The following is a 23778-nucleotide window of genomic DNA, read 5'->3' as shown; positions in this document are numbered from 1 at the left end:
GCGGCGCCCGCCCCCCGCGCTCTCAATTCTCGCGCTTACCCGGCTTGGGCGCCAGCCAGATCATGCCTGCCGCCACGAAGAAGATCACCGTGCACAACAGGAACACCTGGCGCGTGGCCAGCGTCACCGCTTCGGTCTGGACCAGTTGGCTCAAGGCCATGCGCGCCTGGGCCACCGGCAGGCCGGTGTGCATGGGCGGATGGACCAGGCCGACCAGTTCGGCGCGGTTGACCTTGGCCTGGTGCTCCCACAGCGTGGTGGACATCGATGTGGCAAAGGCGCCGGCCATCGTGCGCATGAAATTCTGGATCCCCGCGCCCGACGCGGTCTGGTCGGGCCTGACCGAGGCCATGGCCAGCGCCGTGGAGCCCACGAAGAAGAACGGCATGCCCATGCCCTGGATCATCTGCGGAAAGGCGATGGTCCAATAGCCCATGTCTGTCACCCACACCGTGCGCAGCGCGGCAACAAAGCCCAGCCAGGCCACCCCGAAGCTGATCAGCGCGCGGGTATCCACCTTGCCCACCAGCCTTGCCACGATGGGCGAGAACACCACCGCCAGCACGCCCACCCAGCCCATCGCCAGGCCGGCCCAGGTGGCGGTGTAGTTGAGGTTGGTCTGCAGGAACATCGGGATCAGCACGATGAACGTGAAGAACGCGCCATAGGCCACGCTCTGCGTCACCACCGCGATGGTAAAGCCGCGGTTGCGGAACACCGACAGGTCGATGATCGGGTGCTTCTCGGTCAGCTCCCAGATCAGGAAGGCGATGAAGCCGACCACCGCGACCACGGCGAGGGTGACGATGAACGCACTGGAAAACCAGTCTTCCTCGCGGCCCTTGTCGAGCATGATCTGCAGCGCGCCCACCCACAGCACCATCAACCCCAGGCCGACGAAATCGATCGGGGATTTCTGCGTTGGCGTTTCGAACCGGCGCACCAGCCGCCACGCCACGACCAGGCAGAACACCGCCAGCGGAATGTTGATGAAGAACAGCCAGTGCCACGACCAGTTGTCGGAAATGATCCCGCCGCAGATCGGCCCGGCGATGGGCGCCACCACCGTGGTCATCGCCCACAGGCCCAGCGCCGCCCCGCCCTTGTCGCGCGGGAAGATGCGCATCAGCAGGGTCTGCGTCATCGGCATGATCGGCCCGCCGCACAGCCCCTGGCAGACGCGGAACGCGATCAACGCGCTCAGGCTGCCCGAAATGCCGCACAGCATGGAAAAGATGCCAAAGCCCATCAGCGCCATCAGGAACACGCGCACCGCACCAAAGGTGCGCGCCAGCCAGCCCGTCAGCGGCACGCAGATCGCCTCGGCCACGGCGTAGGACGTGAGCACCCAGGTGCCTTGGGTGGGCGAAACCGCAAGGCTGCCGGAAATGTGCGGCACCGAGACATTGGCGATGGTGATGTCGAGCACCACGACGAAGTTGGACAGCGCCAGGGCAAATCCCCCCAGCGCCAGCCGCGCGCCTTTCAGCGGCGGCGGCCCATCTGCGCCCAAGGCCATGGGCGGTCCGCCGGCCATCTCAGTTGCCGCCCTGCGCGATCTGGTCCTTTTCCGGCCGCGTATCGATCGTGGCGGTCATCGACAGGCCGATGCGCAGCGGATGCGCGCCCAGCTCGTGCGGATCAAGCGCCACGCGCACCGGCAGGCGCTGCACCACCTTGATCCAGTTGCCTGTGGCGTTCTGCGCCGGGATCACCGCCTGCGATGAACCCGTGCCGCCCGAAAAGCCCACCACGCGGCCATGATAGACCACATCGTCGCCATAGAGATCAGACGTCAGCGTCACCGGCTGGCCGGGGCGCACATGGGCAAGCTGGCTTTCCTTGAAATTGGCGTCGACGTGCGCCTGGCCGATCGGCACCACCGTCATCAGCACTGTCCCCACGGCCACGCTTTGCCCCACCTGGACATTGCGCTGCGTGACAACGCCGCTCACCGGCGCGCGGATCACGGTGCGGGCCAGGTCGATCCGCGCCTTGTCCAGCCGCGCCTTGGCGGCCAGCACCTGCGGGTTGGTTTCGGGCGTGGTACCGCTCACCAACGCGGCATTGGCCGCTTCCTGGCCATTGGCGGTGCCGCGTGCCGCCTGGGCCGAAGCCAGGCTGGCGCGCGCGGCGGCCAACTGCCCCTGGGCGGCGGCATAGGCGTTGCGGGCGGTGGTCAGTTCCTCACCGGACACCGCGCCGTCAGACACCAGCGACTGGCGGCGCTTCAAGTCGATCTCGGCGCGCTGGAAATCGGCCGTGGCCACCTGGACCTGCGCGGCCATGCGGGCGATATCGGCCTGCCGCTCGCCCACTTGCGCCGAAAGCGCGGTGCCGGTGGCCACCGTCTGGCGCACTTTGCGCAGCGCATCGGCATAGTCGGCCTCGGCCGCCGCCAGGGCGATCTTGGCGTCGGTGGGATCAAGCTCAACCAGGATATCCCCCCGGCGCACCACTTGCGTGTCGTTCACCGCCACGCGCCGCACCGGGCCCGAAACCAGGGGCGTCACTTGCGCCACTTCGGCCGCGACATAGGCGTTGTCGGTATCGACATAGCGCCCGCCCGCGATCCATTCGTAAAGGCCAAAGCCCGCCGCCACCAGCGCCAGCGCGCCGGCAAAGAGCAGGAAGCCACGCTTGCGCTTGGCCTTGCGCGCCGCATCGGCATCGGCTTCGCTGTCGGCAGCACCGGTGAACTTGGGGTCGATATCAGCCATGGGCGGGGTGTCTCGGCATCAGGGAGATGAGGAAGGAAAACGGCTGGGCAGCGGGCACGGCGTCAACCGGCACGAAAGCCGCCGCCCAACGCACGCACCAGCGCGACATGGGCGGCCAGCGTCCGGGCCTGGAGATCGGCTTGCAAGCGCCGGTTGGCGAGCAGTGCATCCTGCGCGGAAAGCACCGACAGATAAGGGGAAAGGCCGGCTTCATAGCGCCGCCGGGCAATGCGCCAGGCATCTTGCGAAGCGGCCACGGCTTCGCCCAGTTGCGCCAGCTGCGCATCAACCGAACGGCGCGATGCGGCCGCGTCGGCCACGTCGCGCAGCGCCTTGAGCAGCGTATCGTCGTAGCTGGCCACGGCTTCGTCATAGCCGGCGCGCGCCTGGCGATAGTTCCCGGTGATGCGCCCGCCCGAAAACAGCGGCAGGCTGATCGCCGGGCCCACCGAGCCCGCCTCCGAACCGCTCGCCGTCAGGTTGCCCAGGCCCAGCACCTGCACGCCGATGAAGCCCATCAGGTTGACATTGGGATAGAACGCGGCGCGCGCCACGCGCACCCGCGCGGCAGCCGCCTCTGCCCGGGCGCGGGCGGCGGCCACGTCGGGCCTGCGCCCGACCAGGTCGAGTGCAAGGTTGGCCGGCAGCGCCTGCGCGGTCAGGGCGGCCGGCTGCGGCAGGGCAATCGCATCGCCGCGCGAAGGCGGCGCGCCGATCAGCACGGCCAGGGCATGGCGGGCCAATGCGATTGCTTCGTCGGCCGCCACCAGATCGGCGCGGGCCACGGGAATGGCCGCTTCGGCCTGGCGCTGTTCGGCGCGGGTATCGAGGCCGTTGAGCACGCGCTGGCGCACCAATTGCGCGGTATCCTCGCGCAGTTGCAGCGCTTGCGCCCGCACATCGCGCGCCGCGGCCGCGCGCGCCAGCGTGGCATAGGCATCGGCCACGCCCGTGGCGATGGCCAGGTGCGCGGCCTGGGCTTCGAACCCGGCCGCCTGCGCTTCAGACGTGGCGGCCCGCAGGGCGGCGCGGTTCTTGCCAAAGAAATCGAGTTCGTAGCTGACGCTGAGCGAGGCGCTGCCGGTATCGTTCCAGCCCTTGGGCACGAAGGCGGGGGGGATGCCGTTGTTGTAGCTCTGCTTGGCTTCGGCCACGCTGCCGCTTGCAGAAACCTGCGGCAGTAAGGCAGCGCCGCTGGCCTGCGCCAGCCCGCGCGCCGCCCGCAGGCGGGCATCGGCAATGGCAAGGCTGGGCGCATTGGCCATACCTTCGGCGATTAGCGCGGAAAGCTGGGCATCGCCCAGGCTTTGCCACCAGTCGCTTGCCGGCCAATCGGCGGGGATGGTGGCACCTGCGGACTGATTGGCGGCGACAAGATCGCTGGCGGCAAGGTCACTGGCAGCGGCCTGGCGCATGGCCGGCGTCCGGCCCAGTTCGGGCGTGGCGGCACAGCCCGTCAGCATGCCCGATGCCACCGCAAGGGACAGGACGGACGCGCGGCGAAAAAGACCGGCGGGGAAGGCAGTCATGCAGGGCCTTTACGCAATCGGGAGAGGATGACCGTGTACGGACCGGTCACTAACTTCCAACTGCGCTCTTGCACTGCGCCTGTCAACAGCTATGTGTACGGAATGGTCACTAGCGCGTCAAACTGCCGGCTAAAACGGTGCTCGCCCGACGAGCGGCGGGAAAACATCCTGACCGTGGCCACGCAAGTGTTCACCCAGACCGGCTTTGGCGCCACGTCGATGTCGGCCATCGCGGCCGAGTTGGGCGGATCGAAAGCCACGCTGTACAAATACTTTCCGTCCAAGGAGCAGTTGTTCGAAGCGGTGCTGATGCGGGGGTGCAGCGTGGTGCTGCGGGCGCTCGAAGCGCTGGCGCAAAGCGATTCGGACGATCTGGAAGCGATGCTGGCCGATTTCGGCACGCAGTTCCTGACCGGCCTGTGCAGCCAGCGCTCGCTCGATGTCTATCGCATGGTGCATGCCGCCGGCCTGCAATTTCCCGAAGCGGCGGAAATGTTCTTTCGCTGCGGTCCCGAGCGCGCCGGCACGACGCTGGCGGCGATCCTAGCGCGCATGGCCAGCCAGCGCGGGGTGCCCCTGCCCGATCCGCGCCTTGCGGCCGACCAGTTCCTGGGCATGGTGCGCGGCAAGCTGCACATGCGCGTGGCGATCGGCGTGATGCCGCCGCCCGATCCGGCAACGATTCGCCACCATGCCGCCCATGCCGCGCGGATCTTTGCCCACGGCCTGCTGAACCCCGCGCGCTGAACCACGGCGCCCTGCGCCAGCCCCATCCACGCTGCCGAGCGCCCGGGAAACACAAGAGCCGGCGATCCCTTGCAGGACCGCCGGCAACGTGGAGAACCGAAAACTTGGCAGTCAATCAGCGCAGCAGCGTCAGCACGTTCTGCTGGTTCTGGTTGGCCTGCGAGATCATCGCGGTCGAAGCCTGGGCCAGGATCTGGGCCTTGGCCATCTGGGTGGTTTCGGCCGAGTAGTCGGTGTCCTGAATGCGCGAACGCGCGTCGGACAGGTTGGTGATGTTGTCGTTCAGGTTGTTCACCGCCGATTCCAGACGGTTCTGGCCGGCACCGAGCGTAGCGCGAGTCGCGTTCACTTCCTTGAGCGCGGCATCGACGTTGTCGATCGTGGTGGATGCGGACGTCGTGTCCGTCACGTTGAGCGCCTGGTCTGCCACGTCGGCCGTGGCATCATAGGCAGTGTCACCGGCAACGAAGAGGTTGTCGCCCGAGAAGCCCTTGCTCACCAGCGTCACGGTATCGCCGGTGTTCGCACCGGTCTGGATCGAGAACGTGGCGTTGTTGGCATCGTCGGTGGTGTCGACATCGTCGCCCGAGTTCACCTTGAACACGGCGTTGCCGTTGAACTTGGTGTTGTTGAGCACGTCGGAAATCTGGGCGTTGAGGTTGCCCACTTCCGATTGCATCGCTTCACGGTCCGAATCCTGGTAGGTCGCCGACTTGGCCTGGACCGCCAGTTCGCGCACGCGCTGGAGCATGTTGGTCACTTCGCTCAGCGCGCCTTCGGCCGTCTGCGCCAGCGAGATGCCGTCGTTGGCGTTGCGCACGCCCTGGCTCATGCCAGTGATCTGCGCGGTCATGGTCGTGGAAATGGCAAGGCCCGCAGCGTCGTCCTTGGCGCTGTTGATTCGCTTGCCGGTCGAAAGGCGCTCCATCGCAGTCGAAGCCAGCTTGCTTGCCGAGTTGGAAGCGTTGGCTGCCTTGATGGCGCTGACGTTGGTATTGATTACCGCCATGATGTTTCTCCGATTTTCGGGATAGACCCCAATCGCCGCCAGTCCAGGGATTGACCGGCTGCACGGCAAAGACCGGCAGGATGGGCGGCAATTTAAGGGCAAAATCTTGCCGCCTGCGGGATTTTCGGCGGCCAGACCTAGTGGTTTGCCCTTAGCAGGTCCGCTGATCTTAAAGTTTCACACCATTTGACGGTTTCGCGCGAAAACCTCCCTCGTGGATATGGTTAAGACGGGGGTCAAAGTGATGAGCAGCGATTGCGGCGAACGATTGCCGATCAGCGGGGAAGCAAAGGCGCGCCATGGCGCGCTGGTTGCGCGCGCTGCATCGGTGCTGGCCGCGCCCGGCATGGGGGCGATGCCCATGCTCGCCGATACGGCCGATGTCGCCACGCTCGATCCGCGCCGCCCCGCCATCGTGCTCGAACGCGGCGCGCATCCGGCGTTGGCCCGCATGGCCAATGGCAAGCGGCACGTGGTGCGCTATGCCGATCCGCTCTCCGAAAGCGCGCTGGCGGCGGTGATCGCCTGCGCTGCCGCGCCCGGTGCGCCGATTGCCGCCGATCCGGAAAGCCTGTCGATCCTGGCCCTGGCCGAACGCCTGGCCGCCAGCGACATTCCCGTGCTGATCAACGGCCCCACTGGCACCGGCAAGGAAGTGTTGAGCCGGTTCATCCACGCCGCCAGCCTGCGCCACGACAAGCCGTTCATTGCCGTCAATTGCGCCGCCATGCCCGAAACCATGCTCGAAGCGCTGCTGTTCGGCCACCAGAAGGGCGCGTTCACCGGCGCCAGCGCCGCGGGCGAAGGCTTTTTCCGCGCGGCCGATGGCGGCACCCTGCTGCTCGACGAAATCGCCGAAATGCCGCTTTCGCTCCAGGCAAAGCTGCTGCGCGCGCTTCAGGAAGGCGAAGTGGTGCCGCTGGGCGCGACCCAGCCGATCAAGGTGGACGTGCGGATCATTGCCTGCGCCAACCGCGACTTGCCCGCCGAAGTGGAAGAAAACCGGTTTCGCGCCGATCTCTATTACCGCCTCAACGTCTTCCCCCTGACCCTGCGGGCCCTGGTCGAGCGGCTCGACGATATTGCCCCGCTGGCCTTTGCCCTGATGATGCGCCACGCCCCGGCCGACCGGCCGCTGCCCTGGCTGTCGGATGCGGCGCTGGCCATGCTGACCTGCCATGGCTGGCCCGGCAATGTGCGCGAACTGGAAAACGTCGTGCGCCGCGCCTTGCTGCTCGCCGGCAACCAGGCCGAGATCGGGCCCGAACACATCGTGTTCGATCGCCCCGCGCGCAGCCCGGCCAGCGACGCCGCGCTGGCGCAAGTGCATGCGCCGCAGGGGGGTAAGCTGTCCAACATCGTGCAGCTTTCTGAAGCCCGCGCAATCCTGGCCACGCTGGAGGCCTGCGGCGGCAGCCGCGTGGCGGCGGCCCGCCAGTTGGGCATTTCCGAACGCACGTTGCGCTATCGCCTCGCCAGCTTCCGTGAAGCCGGCATCGCCGTTGCGGGAGGCCGGCGATGAGCGGGATCAGTTCCATCGGCGCCGGCGGCGGCATCCAGCAGATCATGGCCATGCGCCAGCAGATCATCGATCGTTCCAACCTGCTGCAACAGATCCGCACGCCCGATCCGGGCACCTCGGCCGAAGGCAGCACGCCGGCGGGCGGCTTTACCGATGCGCTCAAATCCGCGCTGGAAACGGTCAACGCCAGCCAGACCAAGGCCGAAGGCCTGTCGCAAGCCTATGAAAAGGGCGAGACGGTCGATGTCGCCAAGGTCATGCTCGCCCGCCAGGAAGCCGGCGTGGCGTTCGAAGCCACGCTTCAGGTGCGCAACAAGCTGTTGACCGCCTATCAGGACATCATGCGGATGGGGGTCTGATAGATGGCAGACCTTGTTCCCGCCGGGGCCGGCGGCAGCCCGCCACCTTCGCTCCTGGCGCCGCTGACCGATCCGGCCGGCGGCACCTTGCCCGCCCGCATGGGCGCGTTCCTGCGCCAGCCACCGCTGCGCCGCGCCTTGCCGTGGTTCGGCGGCGTTACCGCCGCAGGCCTGACCGGGCTGCTGTGGCTGACCATGGCGCCCGCGCCACAACGCATGCTCTATTCCGATCTGTCGGACGCCGAACGCGCGCAAGTGACCGCCGCGCTCGACAAGGCGGCGATCGCCTATCGCATCGACAATTCCACCGGCGCGATCACCGTGGGCGAGAACGACCTCTACAAGGCACGCATGGTCGCCGCTTCGGATGGCGCCGTCGCCACGCCCGAAACCGGCGAGCAGATGATCGACAAGCTGCCGATGGGCGCCAGCCGCACGCTGGAAGGCGAACGGTTGCAAGCCGCGCGCGAGCGCGAACTGGAACTGACGATCATGCAGATCGATGGGGTGGAGGCAGTGCGCGTGCACCTGGCCCAGCCCGAAAAATCGGTGTTCGTGCGCGATACGGCGGCGCCATCGGCCTCGGTCATGGTGCGCCTGGCCAAGGGGCGCCAGCTGGCCACCAGCCAGGTTTCGGCCATCGTCAACCTGGTGGCCGGATCGGTGCCCGAACTCTCGATCGATGCGGTCAAGGTGATCGACCAGCATGGCCGGCTGCTCTCTGCCGCCAAGCCGGGTGACGCCGATCGCCTGGAAATCCAGGGCCGGCTGGAAGACAAGCTGCGCGAACAGGTTTCCCAGCTGCTCACCCCGATGCTGGGCGAAGGCAACTTCTCCAGCGAAGTCCAGGTCGATCTCGACATGGACCAGGTGACGTCTGCACGCGAAAGCTATGACAAGCAGGGCGCGGTGCGCAGCGAGACCCAGTCCGCATCGCAAACCAGCGGCAACGGCGCGGTGGGTGTGCCGGGCGTCTTGTCCAACACCCCACCCGCGCCCACCACGGCCGCCGTGGGCGCGCCGCAGGGCACGCCCTCGCCCACGCCATCGGGCGCGGCCCCCAGCAATGGCGAAAGCTCGTCTTCCAAGAACTACGAACTGGGCCGCGAAGTGGCCGTGACCAACAACACGCCCGGCAAGATCCGTCGCCTGACCGTGGCCGTGGCGCTGTCTTCGGCCGTGCTGGCCAAGGCCAAGCCGGCCGAGATCGACCAGATCAAGCAGTTGGTCAGCGCGGCCGTGGGTGCCGATCCCGCACGCGGAGACCAGGTGGCCGTGGCGGTGCGCGCGTTTAACCCGGCCGACATTACCCCGCCCCAGTTCTATGAACAGCCGTGGTTTGCCATGGCCGTGCGCAACGGCGTGGCGCTCTTGGCCGTGCTGCTCACCCTGCTGCTGGGCGTGCGCCCGCTGATCAAGGCGCTGCGCCGCGAGCCCGGCGCTGCCGGCAGCAAGGCCGCGCGCAGCCGCAAGGGCGCCGAAGACGACGACGAGGACGAGGATGAGGACGCCGCCGACGATCCGGACACCCCGCGCCCCAGCCGCACCATCGGCCCAGGCCCCACCACCGGGGTGATCAAGCCGATGCTCGCCCCCGCGCAGGATGAAACCGGCGCGATCGATACCGAGTTGCTGAGCCGCCAGGTGGGCCTGGCCCAGCGCCTCGTCCAGGAAAAGCCCGACAGCGCCGTGGCCGTTCTGCGCCAGATGCTGAAGGAACCGACCGAGGAAGGCGCCGAGTGACATGGAAGACGAACTCGACGCCCTGACCGACCCCGAACTGGCTGCGGTCATGGTCATGCTGCTGGAAGACCAGCAGGCGGCCGACCTTCTCGCCCAGCTGGAACCCAAGGAACTGCGCCTGCTGGGCGAAAAGATGTGTGCCCTGGGCGAAATCGGCCCGGTTGCCATCGCCCAGTCGATCGCCGGTTTCGTCGAACGCACCGAGCGCCTGGGCCTGACCGCGCACGATCGCGTCGGCCAGGTGCGCGAGTTGATGACCCGCGCCGTGGGCGAGGTGAAGGCCGACAACCTGATGCACCGCATCGCGCCCGAAGCGGCGCAGGATACCTCGGCGCTGGAACTGGCGCGCTGGCTCAATCCCGAAGTGCTGATCCCGCTGGTCAAGGCCGAGCATCCCCAGGCCATCGCCGTGCTGCTGGTGCAGATCGACCCCGATGTGGCCGCTGCCGTGCTGCACGGCCTGCCCGAAACCATCCAGACCCAGGTGGTGCACCGCGTGGCCACGCTGGGCAAGGTTTCGGCCGAGGCGCTGGTGATGCTGGAGGAAGTGCTCACCCGCCGCATCGTGGCCGTGCACAGCCGCGCCGCGCTCACCATGGGTGGCCCGCGCGAGGCGGCCGAGATCATCAACGCGGCGGCCAAGGCGGTGGAAAAACGGGTCATGCCCGAAATCACCAAGATGGACAAAGCGCTGGCCAAGGAAATCGAGAACGAGATGTTCAAGTTCGAACATCTCTACGTGCTCGATCCGCAATCGATGGGTGCCATGCTGCGCGAAGTGGACAGCGACACGCTGATCGCCGCGCTCAAGGGCATCGACGAGCCACAGCGCGAAGTGTTCTTCCGCGCGATGTCGAGCCGCGCCGCCGATGGCGTGCGCGACGAAATCGCCGCGCGTGGCCGCCTCAAGCGCGCCGAAGTGACCGAGGCGCAAAAGGCGATGATCACCGCCGCCCGCCGTCTTTCGGCCGAAGGGGTGATCGTGTTCGGTTCGGGTGACGATGACTATGTCTGATCTGCTGCGCATCCCCGTGCCCGAGCGCGCCTTGCGCGCCTGGGGCGCGGTGCCGGGCCAATCGGGTGGGTTCACGCTCGATCCGCGCTTTGCCCGCCAGGCGCCCGCACCGCCCGCCGATTTCGCGCCCATGCCCGATCCCGAGCATGAGGACCCGATCGAGCGCGCCCATGCCGATGGCTTTGCCGCCGGGCATGCCGCCGCCCTGGCCGAGGCGCAGGCCCTGGCTGCCACGCAGGATGCCGAACGCCATCGCATCGACACCGCGCTGCGCCGCATGGACGAAAGCCAGGTGGCCGTGCTGGAAAGCCGCCTGCGCCAGACCGTGCTGGCGCTGTGCGACGTGGTGCTGGCCGATGCCGCGATCGATCCTGTCGGGCTGGCGGCGCGCGTGCGCCGGGCCGCGCAGATGCTCGCCCGCGCCGAAGATGCACGCGTGATCCGCCTGCACCCGGAAGACCTGGCGCTGGTGGGCAATCACTTGCCCGAAGACTGGCATTGCGAGCCCGATTCCACGCTGGAGCGCGGCACGGTGCGGGTGGACGGCGCAATGGGCGGCGTGGAAGACGGGCCCGCGCAATGGCGCCGCGCATTGGATGAAGCCCTGCGCCAATGCTGATGCGCAAGGACGATGCTGCAGCCATGCTGCACCCGGCGCTACCGTTGCTGACGCGGCTGGCCGGTGCCCATCCCGATCTGGCGCCGCGCCGTTTCGGGCTGCTGAGCGCGTGCGATGGCGGCTTGCTGGAAGTATCGGGCCTGTCGGTGCCGATCGGCACGCAATGCCGCATTGTCCATGGGCGCGGCGATCTGGCCGCCGAAGTGATCGGCTTTCGCAACGGGCGCAGCCTGATGATGCTGCTGGGCGATCCGGTCCTGCTGCGCCCCGGCGCAAGGGTGCGACCCGAAGGGCGGCCCGGCATGGTGCCGGTGGGCGAAGCCTTCCTGGGCCGCGCCGTGGATGGCGAAGGCCATCCCATCGACGGCGGCCCACCGCTCCCCACCCATCACGAATGGCCAGCGGGCGGCGTGCGCGCCGGCGCGCTCGATCGCAGCCCGGTGCGCCAGGCCTTCGATACCGGCGTGCGCGCGCTCAACGCGCTGACCACGTTCGGCGTGGGCCAGCGCATCGGCATCATGGCCGGATCGGGTGTCGGCAAATCGGTGCTGCTCGACATGATCGCCCACGGCGCCCAGGCCGAGATCGTGATCGTGGGCCTGATCGGCGAACGCGCGCGCGAAGTGTCCGACTTCGTGGAACGCCACATGGCCGGATCGAAACGCGCGCACAGCGCGGTGATCGCCGTGCCAGCAGACCACGCCCCCAACTTGCGCATTCGCGGGGCGATGATGGCCACGGCGCTGGCCGAATATTTCCGCGCGCAAGGGCGGCGCGTGCTGCTGATCATGGACAGCCTTACGCGCGTGGCCCACGCCGGGCGCGAGATTGCGCTGCTGCTGGGCGAACCGGGCGCGGCGCGCGGCTATCCGCCCTCGGCGCTCGCCACAATCACCAAGCTGGTGGAACGCGCCGGGAATTCGGCGGCCAGCGGCGGCTCAATCACCGGAATCTACACCGTGCTGGCCGATGGCGACAACCAGGACGATCCCGTGGTCGATACCGCGCGTTCGATCCTGGACGGACACATCGTGCTCTCGCGCGATCTGGCGCAACGCGGGCATTATCCCGCCATCGACATTCCCGCCTCCTTGAGCCGCGTGATGACCGACATCACCAGCCCGCAGCACCAGGCCCTGGCTCGCCAGTTCCGCGCGCTGGTCGCCGCATACGAGGCCAACCGCGACCTGGTGCTGATGGGCGCCTATCGCCAGGGCGCCGATCCGCAGCTGGACCAGGCCATCGCCATGCATGCCGCGCTGGCTGATTTCCTCATGCAGGAGGCGCGCGAAGTCGTGCCGATGGATATCGGGATTGCCCAGTTGACCCAGTTGCTGGCCGGCTGATCCTCCCATGTCGATCAAGGCCCAACATCAACGGCTGGCGCGGCTGCGCCGGCTGGAGCGCTTGCGCGAGATCGGCCATCGGCAGGCCATGGTCGCGGCCGGCCAGGCCGAAGGCACGCTGGCCCAGTTGCAGAACCTGGCCAGCCGCACTGGCGCCCTGGCAGATAGTTATGCCGCGCGCACCGATGCCCGCGATGGTGCGGCGCTCGCGCACTTGGGCGCATTTCGCGCCGGTCTGGAGCACATCGCGCGCAGCACGGCCGGCGAGATCGACACCGCCCGCCGCATCGCCGATGCCCGCGCCGCCGAAGTGGCCACGGCCGAGCGCCGCCGCGCCGCCGTCGCCGATCGCATCACCGCCGAAGCGCGGCTGCTGGCGCGGGCGCAAGCCCAGGCAAGCACCCCGCTGGGGCCCACGCGCAACCGCGAAGAGCCCTCATCCGAAACCATCCCTACGCCCCCTTCGCGCGATTGGCACGGCTCTTGAATTAACCGTGTTCAACCCGCCCAGGAGCTTGCCCCGCGATGGTTTCGATTGCTGCCCCACTTGCCGCTTCTGCCCCGTCTGCCAGCCTGGCGGGTGGAACCGTGTCAACCCTGGCGGGCATGACTCCGCCCGGCGAAACCGGCCGATTTGCAGCGTTTCTAGACAATGCGGACCCCGCCTTCGCCGCGCCGCCAGCGGCCCCGGCCCTGGCCGAGGCACCGCCGGGAGCCTTGCCCGCACCCCTGGCTGACGCCGCCCTTGCCACCAAGCCAGAGTTGACCGCCACGGCAACCCTTTTGCCGGAAAGCGGCAAGACCTTGCCGGCAAGCGGCAGCCCCTTCACCATTGCCCCCCCTGTAGCGAGCCTGCCCGCAACGCCGCCGGCCAATGCCGCGCCGGCCCAGCCGGCTGCAGGTGCGGCAACGCTGCCCGTGGCAACGCCGCTGGCCACATCCTTGCCCGTGCCCAAGCCCGCGCCGGCGGCATCGGTGACAACGCCCGTGCCCGTGGCAGACGCCGCGCCAAGCGAAGCACTGGCTGCCCCGGTCGTGCTTCCACCCGCTGCACCCGCGTCTGTCCCTGCGGCCCAGACAGCCCCGGCACAGGCGATGGCCAGCGTGCTCGCCGGCCGCCACGCCGCCAACCATGGCGTGGCCAAGGTGGCGGACGACGCGCGCGAAACACCCGAGGCGCCCGATACGCCGGCAGCGCTGGCCGATGTGCCAAGCCTTGCCACGCCAACGCAGGATGCCACATTGCTGCCACTGGCCGACGCCGCCACGGCGCCCACGCCCTTGGTGCTGGCCGATTCGCAGGCCGCGCCAGCGCTGCCCGGCACTGCGCCTGCCAGCGGGCCCACCACCAGCGCGCCAGCCGCAAACCTGCCTGCGCCGAACGCGCTTGCCCAAAGCGTGCCATCACCCCGCACCGAGCCATCGGTTGCCGCCCCGGCTCCGGTTTCCGCAAAGACGGCGGCGGTCCCCGCCGATCCCGTCGAAGCGACCCTGGCCGCCGTGCCGCTCGCCCCGCTCGTCGCCACCTTCCGGCCCGCGCAGGACGCCCAGGGCCAGACCGCAACGATCGCGCTGACGCCCGATAGTGCCGGCATCATCGCTGCCGCCCCGCTGCAAACCCCGGTGCCGGGCCAGTTGCCGGCACAAGTGCAGGCCCAGGTTCTGACACCGGCCCCAGTTCAGGCCGCGCCCATCCCATCGATCCAGCAGGTGCTGGCCGCGCGCGTAGCCAAGGCCCCGGCCACCAACACCACCGAAACCACCATGCGGCCTGCCGCAGCCACCATCCCCGCCACGGCGGCCGCTACCGACACGGCCACCCCGCCGCTGGCGGCGGCAGACCCCGGCGAGGCCCCGGAAACGCCTGCGGCGCCGGCACCCGCCAGCGCAACGGCGGCCCTGCCCGCCGCGCCGGCCGCCGCCTTCACCGTGCCATCGCCAGATTTCGGCGCGGCACCGGCCGCTTCGCCCGCGCCAGCCACTGCCGCCATCCCTGGCGCGCAAGTGGCCGCGCTGGTCGATGCCGTGGCCCGCGCCCGCGAGGATGGCCCTGGCGCTGCGGTGGCCGCGACCCTGGCCCACGGCACGTTCGGCCGCATCGACCTGGAATTTCGCCAGAAAGACGATGGCCTCACGGTGACGATGGCCAGCGCCGATCCCGGATTTGCCCCGGCCGTGCTGGCGGCCAGCCGGGCTGATACCGGCACCCTGGCGAACCAGAACGGCAGTGGGCAAACCGCCGGCTCCCAAACCTCCGGCAATGCCGCGCAAGGCCAGGTCCCCGGGCAGGGCCAGGCGCAAGGCCAGGCCAATGCCGGCAGCCAGGGGGGCGATGGCCGCCCGGCGCCGCGCGCGCCCGCACCCGAAACCACCAACCAGTCCGCACGGCGTGGCAGCGGCAGTGGCGATGAAACCGATTCCGCGCAGGGCGGCGTGTTCGCCTGAACCCGCCCCTGCGCCCCTCGCGCCCTTTGCACCCGCAAGGCTGGTGTGAACCCGATGGCGATTTGAAGATCAAGGATCCGGCATGAGCGACAAGAAGGAAAAGGACAAGGACGCGCCCAAGAAGAAGAAGGGCGGTCCGATGGTGCTCATCGGCGTGGTCGTGGCCACCCTCGCGCTGGGCGGGGGCGGGGTCTATGCCCTGTTTGCCATGCACATCCTGGGCGGTCCGCAAGTGATCGTGCACGAAGACAACAAGCCCAAGCTGATCCGCAAGGGCGAGGAAGACCCCTATGCCCCCGTGGCCAAGGAAGGCGGCGAAGGCGAAGGCGGCGCCAAGGAAGTGGAAGGCGAAGGCGGCAGCGAATACCGCACCGTCTATTATTCGTTCTCCGACGATTTCACCTCGAACCTCAAGGACAGCGACCGACTGATCCAGGCCTCGATCGCGGCATCCACCCGGCGCGACTATCGCGTGGTGATGTGGATGAAGAAGCACGAGCTGGCGATCCGTTCGGCGCTGCTCACCGTGCTGGCCGATACGCCCGATACCGATGTGGAAACCACCCAGGGCAAGCAGCGCCTGCAAGCGCGCATGACCGCCGCGATCAACAAGGTGCTGACCGACACCGAAGGCTTTGGCGGCGTGGACGCGGTCTATTTCAAGCAGTTCATCGTGCAGTGACAAACGGGAAATCCCCCGCTGGGGGCAATGGGGAACGAAGACGATGAAGCCTGAACGGGAATTCGTGGCAGAGCGCGTGGTGGCCCGCCACTGCGCGCAACTGCTGCGCCCCGGCCCGAGCCAGGCAGACCTGGTGACGGCATTGACGCGCACGGCCGAACGGTTCTCACGCGAGCTGGCGGGGGCCCTGGCCGGTTTGCTGGGCGGGGAAGAGCCGTCGGTGGAATGCAGCCGCCCGGAACGCACGGTCTATTCCGATTATGCCACGATGCAGGTGATGGGGCATCGCAACCTGGGCGCCTACACGCTGTTTGGTGCCGGCCCGGGGCAGCACCGCATCCTGGGCATGGTGGCGGGCGAAGCGGTGCTGCGCCTGGTGGATCGCGCCTTTGGCGGCGCCGGCATTGCCCCGCAGCAATTGCCGCGCGAATTGCCACTGTCGGCCGAGCTGATGGTGCAGCGCCTGGAAGCGATGCTGGCCGGGCGCCTGGCCGCAGCACTGGGCGCGGACGATGCCGGCGCCATCCGCCCGCTGCGCCGCGAGGGCAATATCGATCACCTGGCGCCCTTCGGCAACGATGAGAACATCGTAGCCTTGGTCTTTTCGATCACCGAGCCGGGCCGCCCGGCCTGGGCGATCGAAATGGCGTTTCCCTACGATACGCTGGCTGCGCTCTTTGCCAATGGCGAACGTCCGCCCGCCAGCAGCGAACACGCCCCGGCCGATCCGCGTGACCAGCCATTTGCCGATGTGCCGCTGCCGCTCAGCGCGGTGCTGGTGGATATCCGCCTGCCGCTGGCGGCCATTTCGGCGCTGGAAGTGGGCCAGATCCTGCCCGTGCCGGTGGCGCGCGCCGTGCCTTTGCGCGTGGCCGGGCAAACCATCGCCCATGGCACCGTGGGCGCAGTGGATGATCGCCTGGCGGTGCAGCTTTCACAGGTTTTCTAGCTTTCTCTTTTTGGGGGTTCTCACAATGCCGTTTCAACCGCGCGGTTTCGATTTCCTCAAGGATGTCGACGTGCGCCTCACCGTCGAGTTGGGCCGCACCGAGATGAAGCTCAAGGACGTGCTGGCGCTGGGCGAGGAAAGCGTCGTCATGCTCGACCGGCTGACCGACGAACTGCTCGACGTGATGGTCAACGGCAAGCTGATCGCGCGCGGCGAAGTGGTCGCCCAGGGCGATCGCTTCGGCCTGCGCATCGTGGAGCTGGCCGGCACCGAAAACGCCCCGCGCAAGGACGTGGCGTGATGGTCTGGTACATTCTCAAGCTGCTCGTCGTGCTGCCGCTCATCGGCGGCCTCGCCTGGGGCTCGCTGCGCCTGGCAAAGCGTTTCGAAGGCAAGTTCGGCACCCCCACCGGGCAGCGCACCGTCAAGGTGATCGAAACCCAGATGCTCTCGCCCACCCTGCGCCTCGCGGTGATCGAATTCCACGACCGCGAGATTCTGGTCTCCACCTCCAAGACCGGCCTCGTCCGCCTGGCCGAAGCGCCGGCGCGCGCGCGGGAGCAGGACGCGTGAGCGCGATGAACCTCGACCACCCCGCTTCCACGAAAACGGCCGATCGTCTCCCCCTCTTCTTCAGAGGAGGGGGTCGGGGGGTGGTGCGCGCCCTTGCACCGGCGCGTCAGGCCTTCACCACCCCCCAGCCCCGTCCTCTGAAGAGGAGCGGGCGCATCCTGCTCGCCCTCCTCTTCCTCCCCTCCCCGGCCCTGGCCCAAAGCACCCCCGGCGCAACCGCCCTCCCCGGCGCGCTCGATCGCGCGTTCAGCCAGATCGCCGGGGCGCAGTCGCAGGGCAGCCTGTCGCTCTCGTTGCAGCTCCTGCTGATCATGGGGCTGCTCACGATTCTGCCCTCGCTGATCCTAATGATGACCAGCTTTACGCGCATCCTGGTGGTGCTTTCGATCCTGCGCACGGCGCTGGGGTTGCAGCAATCGCCGCCCAACCAGATCCTGATCGGGCTGTCGCTGTTCCTCTCGCTGTTCGTGATGGCGCCGACGCTCGATCGGGTGAATGCCATCGCGATCCAGCCCTATTCGGCCGGGCAGATCAACGCCGAACAGGCGATCGGCGCGGCGGGCATGGAATTCCACGCCTTCATGGTGCACCAGACGCGCGAGCGCGACTTGCTGATGTTCACCGACATGGCCAAGGCGCCGCATTTCACCGCCAGCCGCGACATTCCCTTTTCCATCCTGCTGCCCGCCTTCGTCACCAGCGAGCTGAAAACCGCGTTCCAGATCGGCTTCATGCTGTTCCTGCCGTTCCTGGTGATCGACCTGGTGGTGTCTTCGGTGCTGATGAGCCTGGGGATGATGATGATGTCGCCCACGGTGGTGTCATTGCCGTTCAAGCTCTTGCTGTTCGTGCTGGTCGATGGCTGGGCGCTCTTGATGGGCAGCCTGGCATCGAGCTTCGGATAGGGGCGCAAGACCATGGACGATACCGCATCGCTCCTCGCCCTGGCTGATCGCATGCTGTGGATCACCGCGCTGGTCGCCGCCCCCGTGCTGATCGCGAGCCTCGCCGTGGGCCTCGTCGTGGGGATTATCCAGGCGGCCACCTCGGTCAACGAGCAGACGCTCACCTTCGTGCCCAAACTGGCGGTCACGGCCGTGATCCTGGTCCTGCTGGGCGGGGCCATGCTGGGCCTGATCGGCGATTTCATGAAAGACGTGTTCGCCCAGATCGCGGCTAACGGGCAATAAGGGGGCAATGGCGCCATGATTGCGCTCAACTTCGGGTTCGGCGCGCTGGAAGCGGAATTCTGGCGCATGGTCTTCCTGATGACGCGCTGCGGCGCCGCCTTGTTCGCCGTGCCGCTGTTCGGCAGCCAGCAAGTGCCGGCCAACGTGCGCGTGGTGCTGGCCGGCGCGCTGGCGGTGCTCTTGTGCAACTGGACGGCGATTGCCGCGCCACCGGCGCTGTTCTCGCTGCCCGGCCTGCTCGATGTGGCGGGCGAAGTGGTGATTGGCCTGGCGCTGGGCTTTGTCCTGCAATTCGCCTTTGCCGCACCGGTCATTGCCGCCGAACTGATCGGGGCAAGCATGGGCATGAGCATCGCGACCGCCGCCGATCCTGTTTCGGGCGCGCATTCGCCCGCGCTGGGACAGTATTTCTCGGTCCTGCTGACGGTGATCTTCCTGGGTCTTGGCGCGCATCTGCAATGGTTTGCCCTGCTGGTGGAAAGCTATCGCGCGTTTCCGCCCGGTGGCGGGTGGTTCACGCCCGATCGCATGGGCCTGATCGCCGGGTTCGGCACGCAGATGTTCGTTTCGGCGCTGGCCATCGCGCTGCCGCTGGTGCTCTTGCTGCTGCTCGTCCAGTTGACGTTCGGGGTGCTGGCGCGTTCGGCGCCCAGCCTCAACATCTTTGCGCTGGGCCTGCCGCTGGGCGTGCTGGCGGGGATCGGCGCGCTCGTCGCCTCGGCACCGCTGGTCGCCGATGCATTGACCGATCTCGTCGCGCTCGGCCTGGGCCAGGCGCAGGCCCTGCTGGTGAAATAGCGCCATGGCCGAAGGCGAAGGCAGCGGCGAAAAGACATTCGCCCCAACTGAAAAGCGCAAACGCGATGCAGCCAGTAATGGCGATGTCCTGCGCTCGCGCGAACTGGGCACGGCGGCCGGCGTCCTGGCGGGTGTTGCCTGGCTATGGCTGGCCGGGCCGTGGATGCTGGGGCAACTGGGCCAGGTCACGCGCAGCGGCTTTGCTTGGGATCGCGATACGCTCGACCATTTCGATCCGGCGCAGCGGATTGCCGGCGCGCTGATCGCGGTAATGCCGCCGGTCCTGCTGCTCGGCGTGGCGCTGATGGCCGTGGCGCTGGTGTCGCAACTGGCCTTTTCCAACGGTCGGTGGAACGCGGGAAACCTGGCGCCCAAGGGTTCGCGGCTCGATCCGCTCAAGGGCCTCACCCGCATGTTCGGGATGCAGGGCCTGATCGAGCTGGGCAAGGGCCTGGCCAAGGTAATGCTGCTGGGGGTGCTGGCCTACATCTGGCTGCGTGGGCGGCTGGCGGCGCTGGTCGGGCTGGGCGGCGGGCAGATCACGCAAGGGGCGCTGGCAGGCCAGCTCGGCTATGCCTGGGACGCGGTGCTGTCGCTGCTGGTGCTGCTTTCGGCAGGGCTGGTGATCATCGCGCTGATCGATTTCCCGGTGCAGTTCGTGCGCCGCTTCATGCGCCTGCGCATGAGCCTTCAGGACATTCGCGACGAAACCAAGGAAAGCGAAGGGTCGCCTGAAAAGAGGGCCGCCATCCGCGGCCGCCAGCGCCAGATCGCCATGGCCGGCGTCAACAAGGCGATGCGCGATGCGCAGTTCGTGATCACCAACCCCACCCACTTTGCCGTGGCGCTGGCCTATGATCCGCAGGTGGCGCCCGCCCCGATCGTGCTCGCCAAGGGGCGCGGGGAAAAGGCGCTGGCGATGCGCGAACTGGCCGCCGAACTTTCCGTGCCCACGCTGGAATATCCGGCGCTGGCCCGCTCGGTCTATTACACCACGCGCGAACGCCAGGTGATCTGCGAGGAACTCTATGGCCCTATCGCGGCAATCCTGGCCTTCGTCATGTCGCTCAAGCGCGGGGAAACGCCGCCTGCCCCGATGGTCAACGTGCCGGTGTCGCTGCGTTTCGATGCCGATGGACGGCCCGAGACGATTACCCCTTAATCCGCTCAACAAACGGCCGTTCTTGGCGGTATGACCACGACCTCATCGACCACCACGTCGTCCACCTCGTCGTCCTCCGCCACGGCCAAGCTGCTGGCGTCGCTGGGCAGCAGCACGATCGACAGCTCCGGCCTTGCCGAACAGCTTTCCGCCGCGCAATTCGCCGCGCGGATCGATGCGGTCACGGCCAAGCAGAACAAGATCGCCACGCAGATCTCCGATGCCTCGACGCTCAAGTCGATGCTCAACTCGCTGGCCACGTCGCTGGGCACGCGCGTGCGCGAGGGCGATCTGGCGATCACCCCCACCATCACCAACACGGCCGTGGCCACGGTGACCAAGGGCACGTTCAGCGGCAGCGGCACCTCCACCTTGGAAGTGACTCAGCTGGCCAAGGGGCAGACGCTGGTTAGCCCGACCATGGCCTCGGCGGCCAGCGCGGTGGGTTCGGGCACGTTCACGCTGCGCTTCGGTACGGTGGCCAGCGGCGCCTTCACCGCCGACAGCAGCCGCAACCAGGTGGATATCACGCTGACCAGCAGCGACACGCTCACCACCCTGGCGCAAAAGATCAATGCCGCGAACGCGGGCGTTTCGGCCTATGTCGCCACCGGGGCATCGGGCGCGCAGCTGGTGATCAAGGGGGCGGACGGCGCAGCCAACGGCTTCCAGATCGAAACCACGCCCGACGCTGGCGATACCACGCTGTCCACCCTGGCCTGGACGCCCAGCGACACCACGCGGATCAAGTCCACGGCCACCGATGCGATCTATTCGCTCGATGGCGTGTCGCGCACGTCCACGTCCAATACCATCACCGACGCCGCGCCCGGCGTCTCGCTCAAGCTGACCGGCACCAACGTCGGCGCGCCCACCACGATCGGCTTTTCCGATCCGTCCAGCGCGATCCAGACGGCGATGAGCGACCTGGTCAGCGCGCTGAACGAAGTGGTCAGCACGCTGACATCGGATACCGATGCCAACAGCGGCTCGCTCAACAACAACGCCGGCGCGCGATCGCTGCGCCAGACGCTCAGCACGCTGTCGAGCACGGTGGTCATGCCCAACGCAGCCTCTGGCCAGCCGAAAACGCTGGGTGACCTCGGCCTCAAGATCAACCGCGACGGCACGTTCGCCCTCGATACCGACGTGCTGACTAAGACGATGACGAACAGCCCCAGCGGCGTCACGGCGATGTTCACCAACGGCGTCTATGGCGTCTACGCCACGTTCGACAAGATTTCGCGTAACGTGGCGTCCACCACCGATCCGGGCTCGCTGGGCGGGGTGATCGCGTCGCTCAGCACCAAGCAGACCACGCTGGCCACCCAGCTTTCCGATCTGCAGACCAAGCAGGAAACGCTGCGCACCCAGCTGGTCACGCGCTATGCCACCCTGGCCACCAAGGTTTCGGATTCCCAATCCACGCTGACGTTCCTGACCAACCAGATCACGGCGTGGAACAACAAGTCGAGCTGACATGCGCCATCACCGCGATCCTGGGGAAGCCTATCGCCGCGTCGATTTCGAAGCGCGGGTGCGCGGCGCCAACCCGCGCCAGCTGGTGGACTTGTGCCTGGAACAGGTGGCAGGCTCGCTCGGCCGCGCGATCTATGCCGAACGCACCGGCGACAACGCCGCCAAAAGCGCCGCGCTCACCCGCGCGGTTTCCGCGCTCACCGCGTTGCAGATGGGTGTCGACGGCGAAAGCCCGGCCGGGCCGGCGCTGATCCAGCTCTACCAGTCGGCCCGCCGCACCGTGCTCGACAGCGCACTGCGCTTTGACGGTGCCAAGATGGAAACCATCCGCAAGGATTTCCTGGAAATCCGCCAGGCCATGATGGGCCACTGATCGCCCGCCGGCCCTCTCGCCCTCTCGTCCTCATCCCCCGAGCACAGGCCAAGGCCCGGTGCAGCGATCCTGCCCCGGGCCTTGGCACATGCAGCGCGGTGGCCCACAGAAAAGCCCGGCGCTGCGGGGGCACGCAGCGCCGGGCAAGATCCGGGCATGGTCCGGGGGCGGACCATGCCCGGCTATGGCCAGGAGGGGATTGGCCAGAAAACGCGAAGGCGGTCAGTTCTGGTTGCACAGCGCGATGACGGCGGCGCCCAGGTCGTCGAGCGAAACCTGGCGGCCGGCGGCACCCATATCGATCGCGGCGGCGGGCGCTTCGTTCACCAGCGCGGTCTTGGGGTCCTGCACGATCGTGTCCATGCCGCTGTCACGCAGCAGCTTCAGGCCCTTGGCACCGTCGTTGCCCATGCCGGTCAGCACGGCGCCCACCGCGGGGATGCCGGCCCGCGCGATGGAGCCATAGAGCAGGTTGGCCGAAGGCCGCGACCCTTCCACCGGCTCGCGCTCCATCAGGCGGATCTTGGGCGGCTGGCCCGGTTCGATCACCACGTGGCGTTCGGGGTCGGCGGCAATATGGATCGTGCCCTGCGCCAGCGCCGCGCCATCGCGGGCGATCTTCACGCTGCACCCCAGATCGGTATCGAGCCGCTTGATGAAGGTTTCGGCCAGCATCGGTTCGGTTTGCAGGCAGATCACCGTGGGCGGGCATTCGTCGGGCCATTCCGACAGGATCGTGGTCAAGGCGTCGATTCCGCCCATCGAGGCGCTGAACGCCACGAAGCGGCCGTTCCAGCTGAACTTGGGCGCTTCGGCAGCAGCCGCTTCGCGCTTGGCCTGCAGCTTCGAGCGGTCGCGCACGTTGCTGTTGGCCGCCGCCAGCACGATCTTGCCCAGCTTGCCCACGGTCTTGGCAAACTGTTCGGGCGTGGCTTTCAAGGGCTTGGGAAAGCATTCCACCGCGCCCAGCTCGAACGCCTTGAGCGAGGTTTCGGTGCCGGCCTGCGTGAGGCTGGAGAGCATCACCACCGGCAGCGGATTGCTGCCCATCAGTTCTTCCAGGAACTCGATGCCGCTCATCCCGGGCATTTCCACGTCCAGGGTGATCACATTGGGCTTGAGATCCGCGATGCGATCGCGCGCATCGGCCGCACTGGAGGCAGCGCCGACGACGACGACATTCTTGGTCTGATCGAGGATGTCCGAAAACAGCGCGCGCATTGCCGCTGAGTCGTCCACCACAAGAACGCGAGCTTCGTGCATGGATCGTGAAACCTTCGTCTGGGCGCCAACTGCCCGGCGCCATCTGCCCGACTTCCTTACAGAGGCAGGCCAGTGCAAATTCCATCCGCGCCCCTAGGTATCTCACCCTAAGTCGGCGGAAAGCGCGCCTTTCCCCATTCCCGCTAAGCCTTTGTCGAACGCCCGCCACCGTGTCGCCACGGCCCGCGCCAAACCCTTGGCACATGGCCGATTCGCCCACGCCGCGGCCGATGAAGATGTCCTTGCGTTATCGAG

24 protein-coding genes are annotated in these 23778 nt (G+C 67.8%); 19 read left to right on the top strand and 5 right to left on the bottom strand.

What is annotated here, in order from left to right; genetic code table 11:
- Window positions 1–22: 22 nt before the first annotated feature.
- From FHW94_RS00820 to FHW94_RS00810, 3 genes are all read right to left on the bottom strand, one after another.
- Complete coding sequence (locus FHW94_RS00820; RefSeq protein WP_246865836.1) at window positions 23–1519, bottom strand: DHA2 family efflux MFS transporter permease subunit; 1497 nt, start codon at window positions 1517–1519, stop codon at window positions 23–25.
- A gap of 19 nt (window positions 1520–1538) precedes the next feature.
- Window positions 1539–2720, bottom strand: a complete 1182-nt coding sequence (locus FHW94_RS00815; protein WP_168553910.1) for an HlyD family efflux transporter periplasmic adaptor subunit — start codon at window positions 2718–2720, stop codon at window positions 1539–1541.
- 62 nt (window positions 2721–2782) lie between these two features.
- Window positions 2783–4249: an efflux transporter outer membrane subunit gene (locus FHW94_RS00810; RefSeq protein WP_210425430.1), complete on the bottom strand. Its 1467-nt coding sequence runs from the start codon at window positions 4247–4249 to the stop codon at window positions 2783–2785.
- Between the two features lie 174 nt (window positions 4250–4423).
- Here FHW94_RS00810 and FHW94_RS00805 point away from each other — a divergent pair, with 174 nt between their 5' ends.
- Window positions 4424–4996: a TetR/AcrR family transcriptional regulator gene (locus tag FHW94_RS00805; protein ID WP_168553909.1), complete on the top strand. Its 573-nt coding sequence runs from the start codon at window positions 4424–4426 to the stop codon at window positions 4994–4996.
- 115 nt (window positions 4997–5111) lie between these two features.
- On the opposite strand, the gene FHW94_RS00800 is transcribed toward FHW94_RS00805, so the two are convergent.
- The gene (locus FHW94_RS00800) at window positions 5112–6005 is read right to left on the bottom strand and encodes a flagellin (protein ID WP_168553908.1); all 894 of its coding nucleotides are present in this window, start codon (window positions 6003–6005) and stop codon (window positions 5112–5114) included.
- A 244-nt stretch (window positions 6006–6249) separates the two neighbouring features.
- Between FHW94_RS00800 and FHW94_RS00795 the strand changes: the two genes are divergently transcribed.
- From FHW94_RS00795 to FHW94_RS00710, 18 genes are all read left to right on the top strand, one after another.
- The gene (locus tag FHW94_RS00795) at window positions 6250–7527 is read left to right on the top strand and encodes a sigma 54-interacting transcriptional regulator (protein WP_246865835.1); all 1278 of its coding nucleotides are present in this window, start codon (window positions 6250–6252) and stop codon (window positions 7525–7527) included.
- Complete coding sequence (gene fliE / locus FHW94_RS00790) at window positions 7524–7886, top strand: flagellar hook-basal body complex protein FliE (RefSeq protein WP_168553907.1); 363 nt, start codon at window positions 7524–7526, stop codon at window positions 7884–7886. The genes FHW94_RS00795 and fliE overlap by 4 nt, the downstream gene beginning before the upstream one ends.
- Before the next feature lie 3 nt (window positions 7887–7889).
- The gene (gene fliF / locus FHW94_RS00785) at window positions 7890–9629 is read left to right on the top strand and encodes a flagellar basal-body MS-ring/collar protein FliF (RefSeq protein ID WP_168553906.1); all 1740 of its coding nucleotides are present in this window, start codon (window positions 7890–7892) and stop codon (window positions 9627–9629) included.
- A 1-nt stretch (window position 9630) separates the two neighbouring features.
- The gene (gene fliG, locus FHW94_RS00780; protein ID WP_168553905.1) at window positions 9631–10644 is read left to right on the top strand and encodes a flagellar motor switch protein FliG; all 1014 of its coding nucleotides are present in this window, start codon (window positions 9631–9633) and stop codon (window positions 10642–10644) included.
- On the top strand, window positions 10637–11263 hold the full coding sequence (locus FHW94_RS00775) for a FliH/SctL family protein (protein WP_168553904.1): 627 nt from the start codon (window positions 10637–10639) through the stop codon (window positions 11261–11263). The genes fliG and FHW94_RS00775 overlap by 8 nt, the downstream gene beginning before the upstream one ends.
- Window positions 11264–11286: 23 nt before the next feature.
- Window positions 11287–12609, top strand: coding sequence for a FliI/YscN family ATPase (locus tag FHW94_RS00770; RefSeq protein ID WP_168555369.1), 1323 nt, complete (start codon window positions 11287–11289; stop codon window positions 12607–12609).
- Between the two features lie 7 nt (window positions 12610–12616).
- Entirely contained in the window at window positions 12617–13096 is a 480-nt protein-coding gene (locus tag FHW94_RS00765) for a hypothetical protein (RefSeq protein ID WP_210425429.1), read from the top strand.
- A gap of 38 nt (window positions 13097–13134) precedes the next feature.
- Window positions 13135–15054 carry a hypothetical protein gene (locus tag FHW94_RS00760; RefSeq protein WP_168553903.1) on the top strand — a complete coding sequence of 640 codons (1920 nt, stop codon included), beginning with the start codon at window positions 13135–13137 and terminating at the stop codon, window positions 15052–15054.
- A gap of 82 nt (window positions 15055–15136) precedes the next feature.
- Window positions 15137–15736 carry a flagellar basal body-associated FliL family protein gene (locus FHW94_RS00755; protein WP_168553902.1) on the top strand — a complete coding sequence of 200 codons (600 nt, stop codon included), beginning with the start codon at window positions 15137–15139 and terminating at the stop codon, window positions 15734–15736.
- A 43-nt stretch (window positions 15737–15779) separates the two neighbouring features.
- Complete coding sequence (locus tag FHW94_RS00750) at window positions 15780–16685, top strand: FliM/FliN family flagellar motor switch protein (RefSeq protein WP_168553901.1); 906 nt, start codon at window positions 15780–15782, stop codon at window positions 16683–16685.
- A gap of 25 nt (window positions 16686–16710) precedes the next feature.
- Window positions 16711–16986: a flagellar motor switch protein FliN gene (gene fliN, locus FHW94_RS00745; protein ID WP_168553900.1), complete on the top strand. Its 276-nt coding sequence runs from the start codon at window positions 16711–16713 to the stop codon at window positions 16984–16986.
- On the top strand, window positions 16986–17258 hold the full coding sequence (locus FHW94_RS00740) for a flagellar biosynthetic protein FliO (protein ID WP_168553899.1): 273 nt from the start codon (window positions 16986–16988) through the stop codon (window positions 17256–17258). Before fliN ends, FHW94_RS00740 begins: the two co-directional genes overlap by 1 nt.
- A gap of 155 nt (window positions 17259–17413) precedes the next feature.
- Window positions 17414–18163 (top strand): flagellar type III secretion system pore protein FliP, encoded by a 750-nt coding sequence (gene fliP, locus FHW94_RS00735; protein WP_349237475.1) that lies wholly within the window; start codon window positions 17414–17416, stop codon window positions 18161–18163.
- Between the two features lie 12 nt (window positions 18164–18175).
- Window positions 18176–18448, top strand: coding sequence for a flagellar biosynthetic protein FliQ (locus FHW94_RS00730; RefSeq protein ID WP_168553898.1), 273 nt, complete (start codon window positions 18176–18178; stop codon window positions 18446–18448).
- 15 nt (window positions 18449–18463) lie between these two features.
- Complete coding sequence (gene fliR / locus FHW94_RS00725; RefSeq protein ID WP_168553897.1) at window positions 18464–19246, top strand: flagellar biosynthetic protein FliR; 783 nt, start codon at window positions 18464–18466, stop codon at window positions 19244–19246.
- 4 nt (window positions 19247–19250) lie between these two features.
- Window positions 19251–20408 carry a flagellar type III secretion system protein FlhB gene (locus FHW94_RS00720; RefSeq protein WP_168553896.1) on the top strand — a complete coding sequence of 386 codons (1158 nt, stop codon included), beginning with the start codon at window positions 19251–19253 and terminating at the stop codon, window positions 20406–20408.
- 30 nt (window positions 20409–20438) lie between these two features.
- Window positions 20439–21887, top strand: coding sequence for a flagellar filament capping protein FliD (gene fliD / locus FHW94_RS00715; protein WP_168553895.1), 1449 nt, complete (start codon window positions 20439–20441; stop codon window positions 21885–21887).
- A gap of 1 nt (window position 21888) precedes the next feature.
- Window positions 21889–22260, top strand: coding sequence for a flagellar protein FliS (locus FHW94_RS00710; protein WP_168553894.1), 372 nt, complete (start codon window positions 21889–21891; stop codon window positions 22258–22260).
- A 222-nt stretch (window positions 22261–22482) separates the two neighbouring features.
- On the opposite strand, the gene FHW94_RS00705 is transcribed toward FHW94_RS00710, so the two are convergent.
- A complete protein-coding gene (locus tag FHW94_RS00705) occupies window positions 22483–23523 on the bottom strand; it encodes a chemotaxis protein CheB (protein WP_168553893.1) in 1041 nt (346 codons plus the stop codon).
- Window positions 23524–23778 lie beyond the last annotated feature (255 nt).

It is taken from the genome of Novosphingobium sp. SG720, assembly GCF_012275365.1.
Classification (GTDB): domain Bacteria; phylum Pseudomonadota; class Alphaproteobacteria; order Sphingomonadales; family Sphingomonadaceae; genus Novosphingobium; species Novosphingobium rhizosphaerae.
This window is presented reverse-complemented; position numbering and strand designations above follow the sequence as displayed.

Coding starts and splice junctions, on each gene's coding strand:
- FHW94_RS00820 (WP_246865836.1), bottom strand. CDS start 1,519: ATGGCCTTGGGCGCAGATGGGCCGCCGCCGCTGAAAGGCGCGCGGCTG.
- FHW94_RS00815 (WP_168553910.1), bottom strand. CDS start 2,720: ATGGCTGATATCGACCCCAAGTTCACCGGTGCTGCCGACAGCGAAGCC.
- FHW94_RS00810 (WP_210425430.1), bottom strand. CDS start 4,249: ATGACTGCCTTCCCCGCCGGTCTTTTTCGCCGCGCGTCCGTCCTGTCC.
- FHW94_RS00800 (WP_168553908.1), bottom strand. CDS start 6,005: ATGGCGGTAATCAATACCAACGTCAGCGCCATCAAGGCAGCCAACGCT.
- FHW94_RS00795 (WP_246865835.1), top strand. CDS start 6,250: ATGAGCAGCGATTGCGGCGAACGATTGCCGATCAGCGGGGAAGCAAAG.
- fliE (WP_168553907.1), top strand. CDS start 7,524: ATGAGCGGGATCAGTTCCATCGGCGCCGGCGGCGGCATCCAGCAGATC.
- fliF (WP_168553906.1), top strand. CDS start 7,890: ATGGCAGACCTTGTTCCCGCCGGGGCCGGCGGCAGCCCGCCACCTTCG.
- fliG (WP_168553905.1), top strand. CDS start 9,631: ATGGAAGACGAACTCGACGCCCTGACCGACCCCGAACTGGCTGCGGTC.
- FHW94_RS00775 (WP_168553904.1), top strand. CDS start 10,637: ATGTCTGATCTGCTGCGCATCCCCGTGCCCGAGCGCGCCTTGCGCGCC.
- FHW94_RS00770 (WP_168555369.1), top strand. CDS start 11,287: ATGCTGCACCCGGCGCTACCGTTGCTGACGCGGCTGGCCGGTGCCCAT.
- FHW94_RS00765 (WP_210425429.1), top strand. CDS start 12,617: ATGTCGATCAAGGCCCAACATCAACGGCTGGCGCGGCTGCGCCGGCTG.
- FHW94_RS00760 (WP_168553903.1), top strand. CDS start 13,135: ATGGTTTCGATTGCTGCCCCACTTGCCGCTTCTGCCCCGTCTGCCAGC.
- FHW94_RS00755 (WP_168553902.1), top strand. CDS start 15,137: ATGAGCGACAAGAAGGAAAAGGACAAGGACGCGCCCAAGAAGAAGAAG.
- FHW94_RS00750 (WP_168553901.1), top strand. CDS start 15,780: ATGAAGCCTGAACGGGAATTCGTGGCAGAGCGCGTGGTGGCCCGCCAC.
- fliN (WP_168553900.1), top strand. CDS start 16,711: ATGCCGTTTCAACCGCGCGGTTTCGATTTCCTCAAGGATGTCGACGTG.
- FHW94_RS00740 (WP_168553899.1), top strand. CDS start 16,986: ATGGTCTGGTACATTCTCAAGCTGCTCGTCGTGCTGCCGCTCATCGGC.
- FHW94_RS00730 (WP_168553898.1), top strand. CDS start 18,176: ATGGACGATACCGCATCGCTCCTCGCCCTGGCTGATCGCATGCTGTGG.
- fliR (WP_168553897.1), top strand. CDS start 18,464: ATGATTGCGCTCAACTTCGGGTTCGGCGCGCTGGAAGCGGAATTCTGG.
- FHW94_RS00720 (WP_168553896.1), top strand. CDS start 19,251: ATGGCCGAAGGCGAAGGCAGCGGCGAAAAGACATTCGCCCCAACTGAA.
- fliD (WP_168553895.1), top strand. CDS start 20,439: ATGACCACGACCTCATCGACCACCACGTCGTCCACCTCGTCGTCCTCC.
- FHW94_RS00710 (WP_168553894.1), top strand. CDS start 21,889: ATGCGCCATCACCGCGATCCTGGGGAAGCCTATCGCCGCGTCGATTTC.
- FHW94_RS00705 (WP_168553893.1), bottom strand. CDS start 23,523: ATGCACGAAGCTCGCGTTCTTGTGGTGGACGACTCAGCGGCAATGCGC.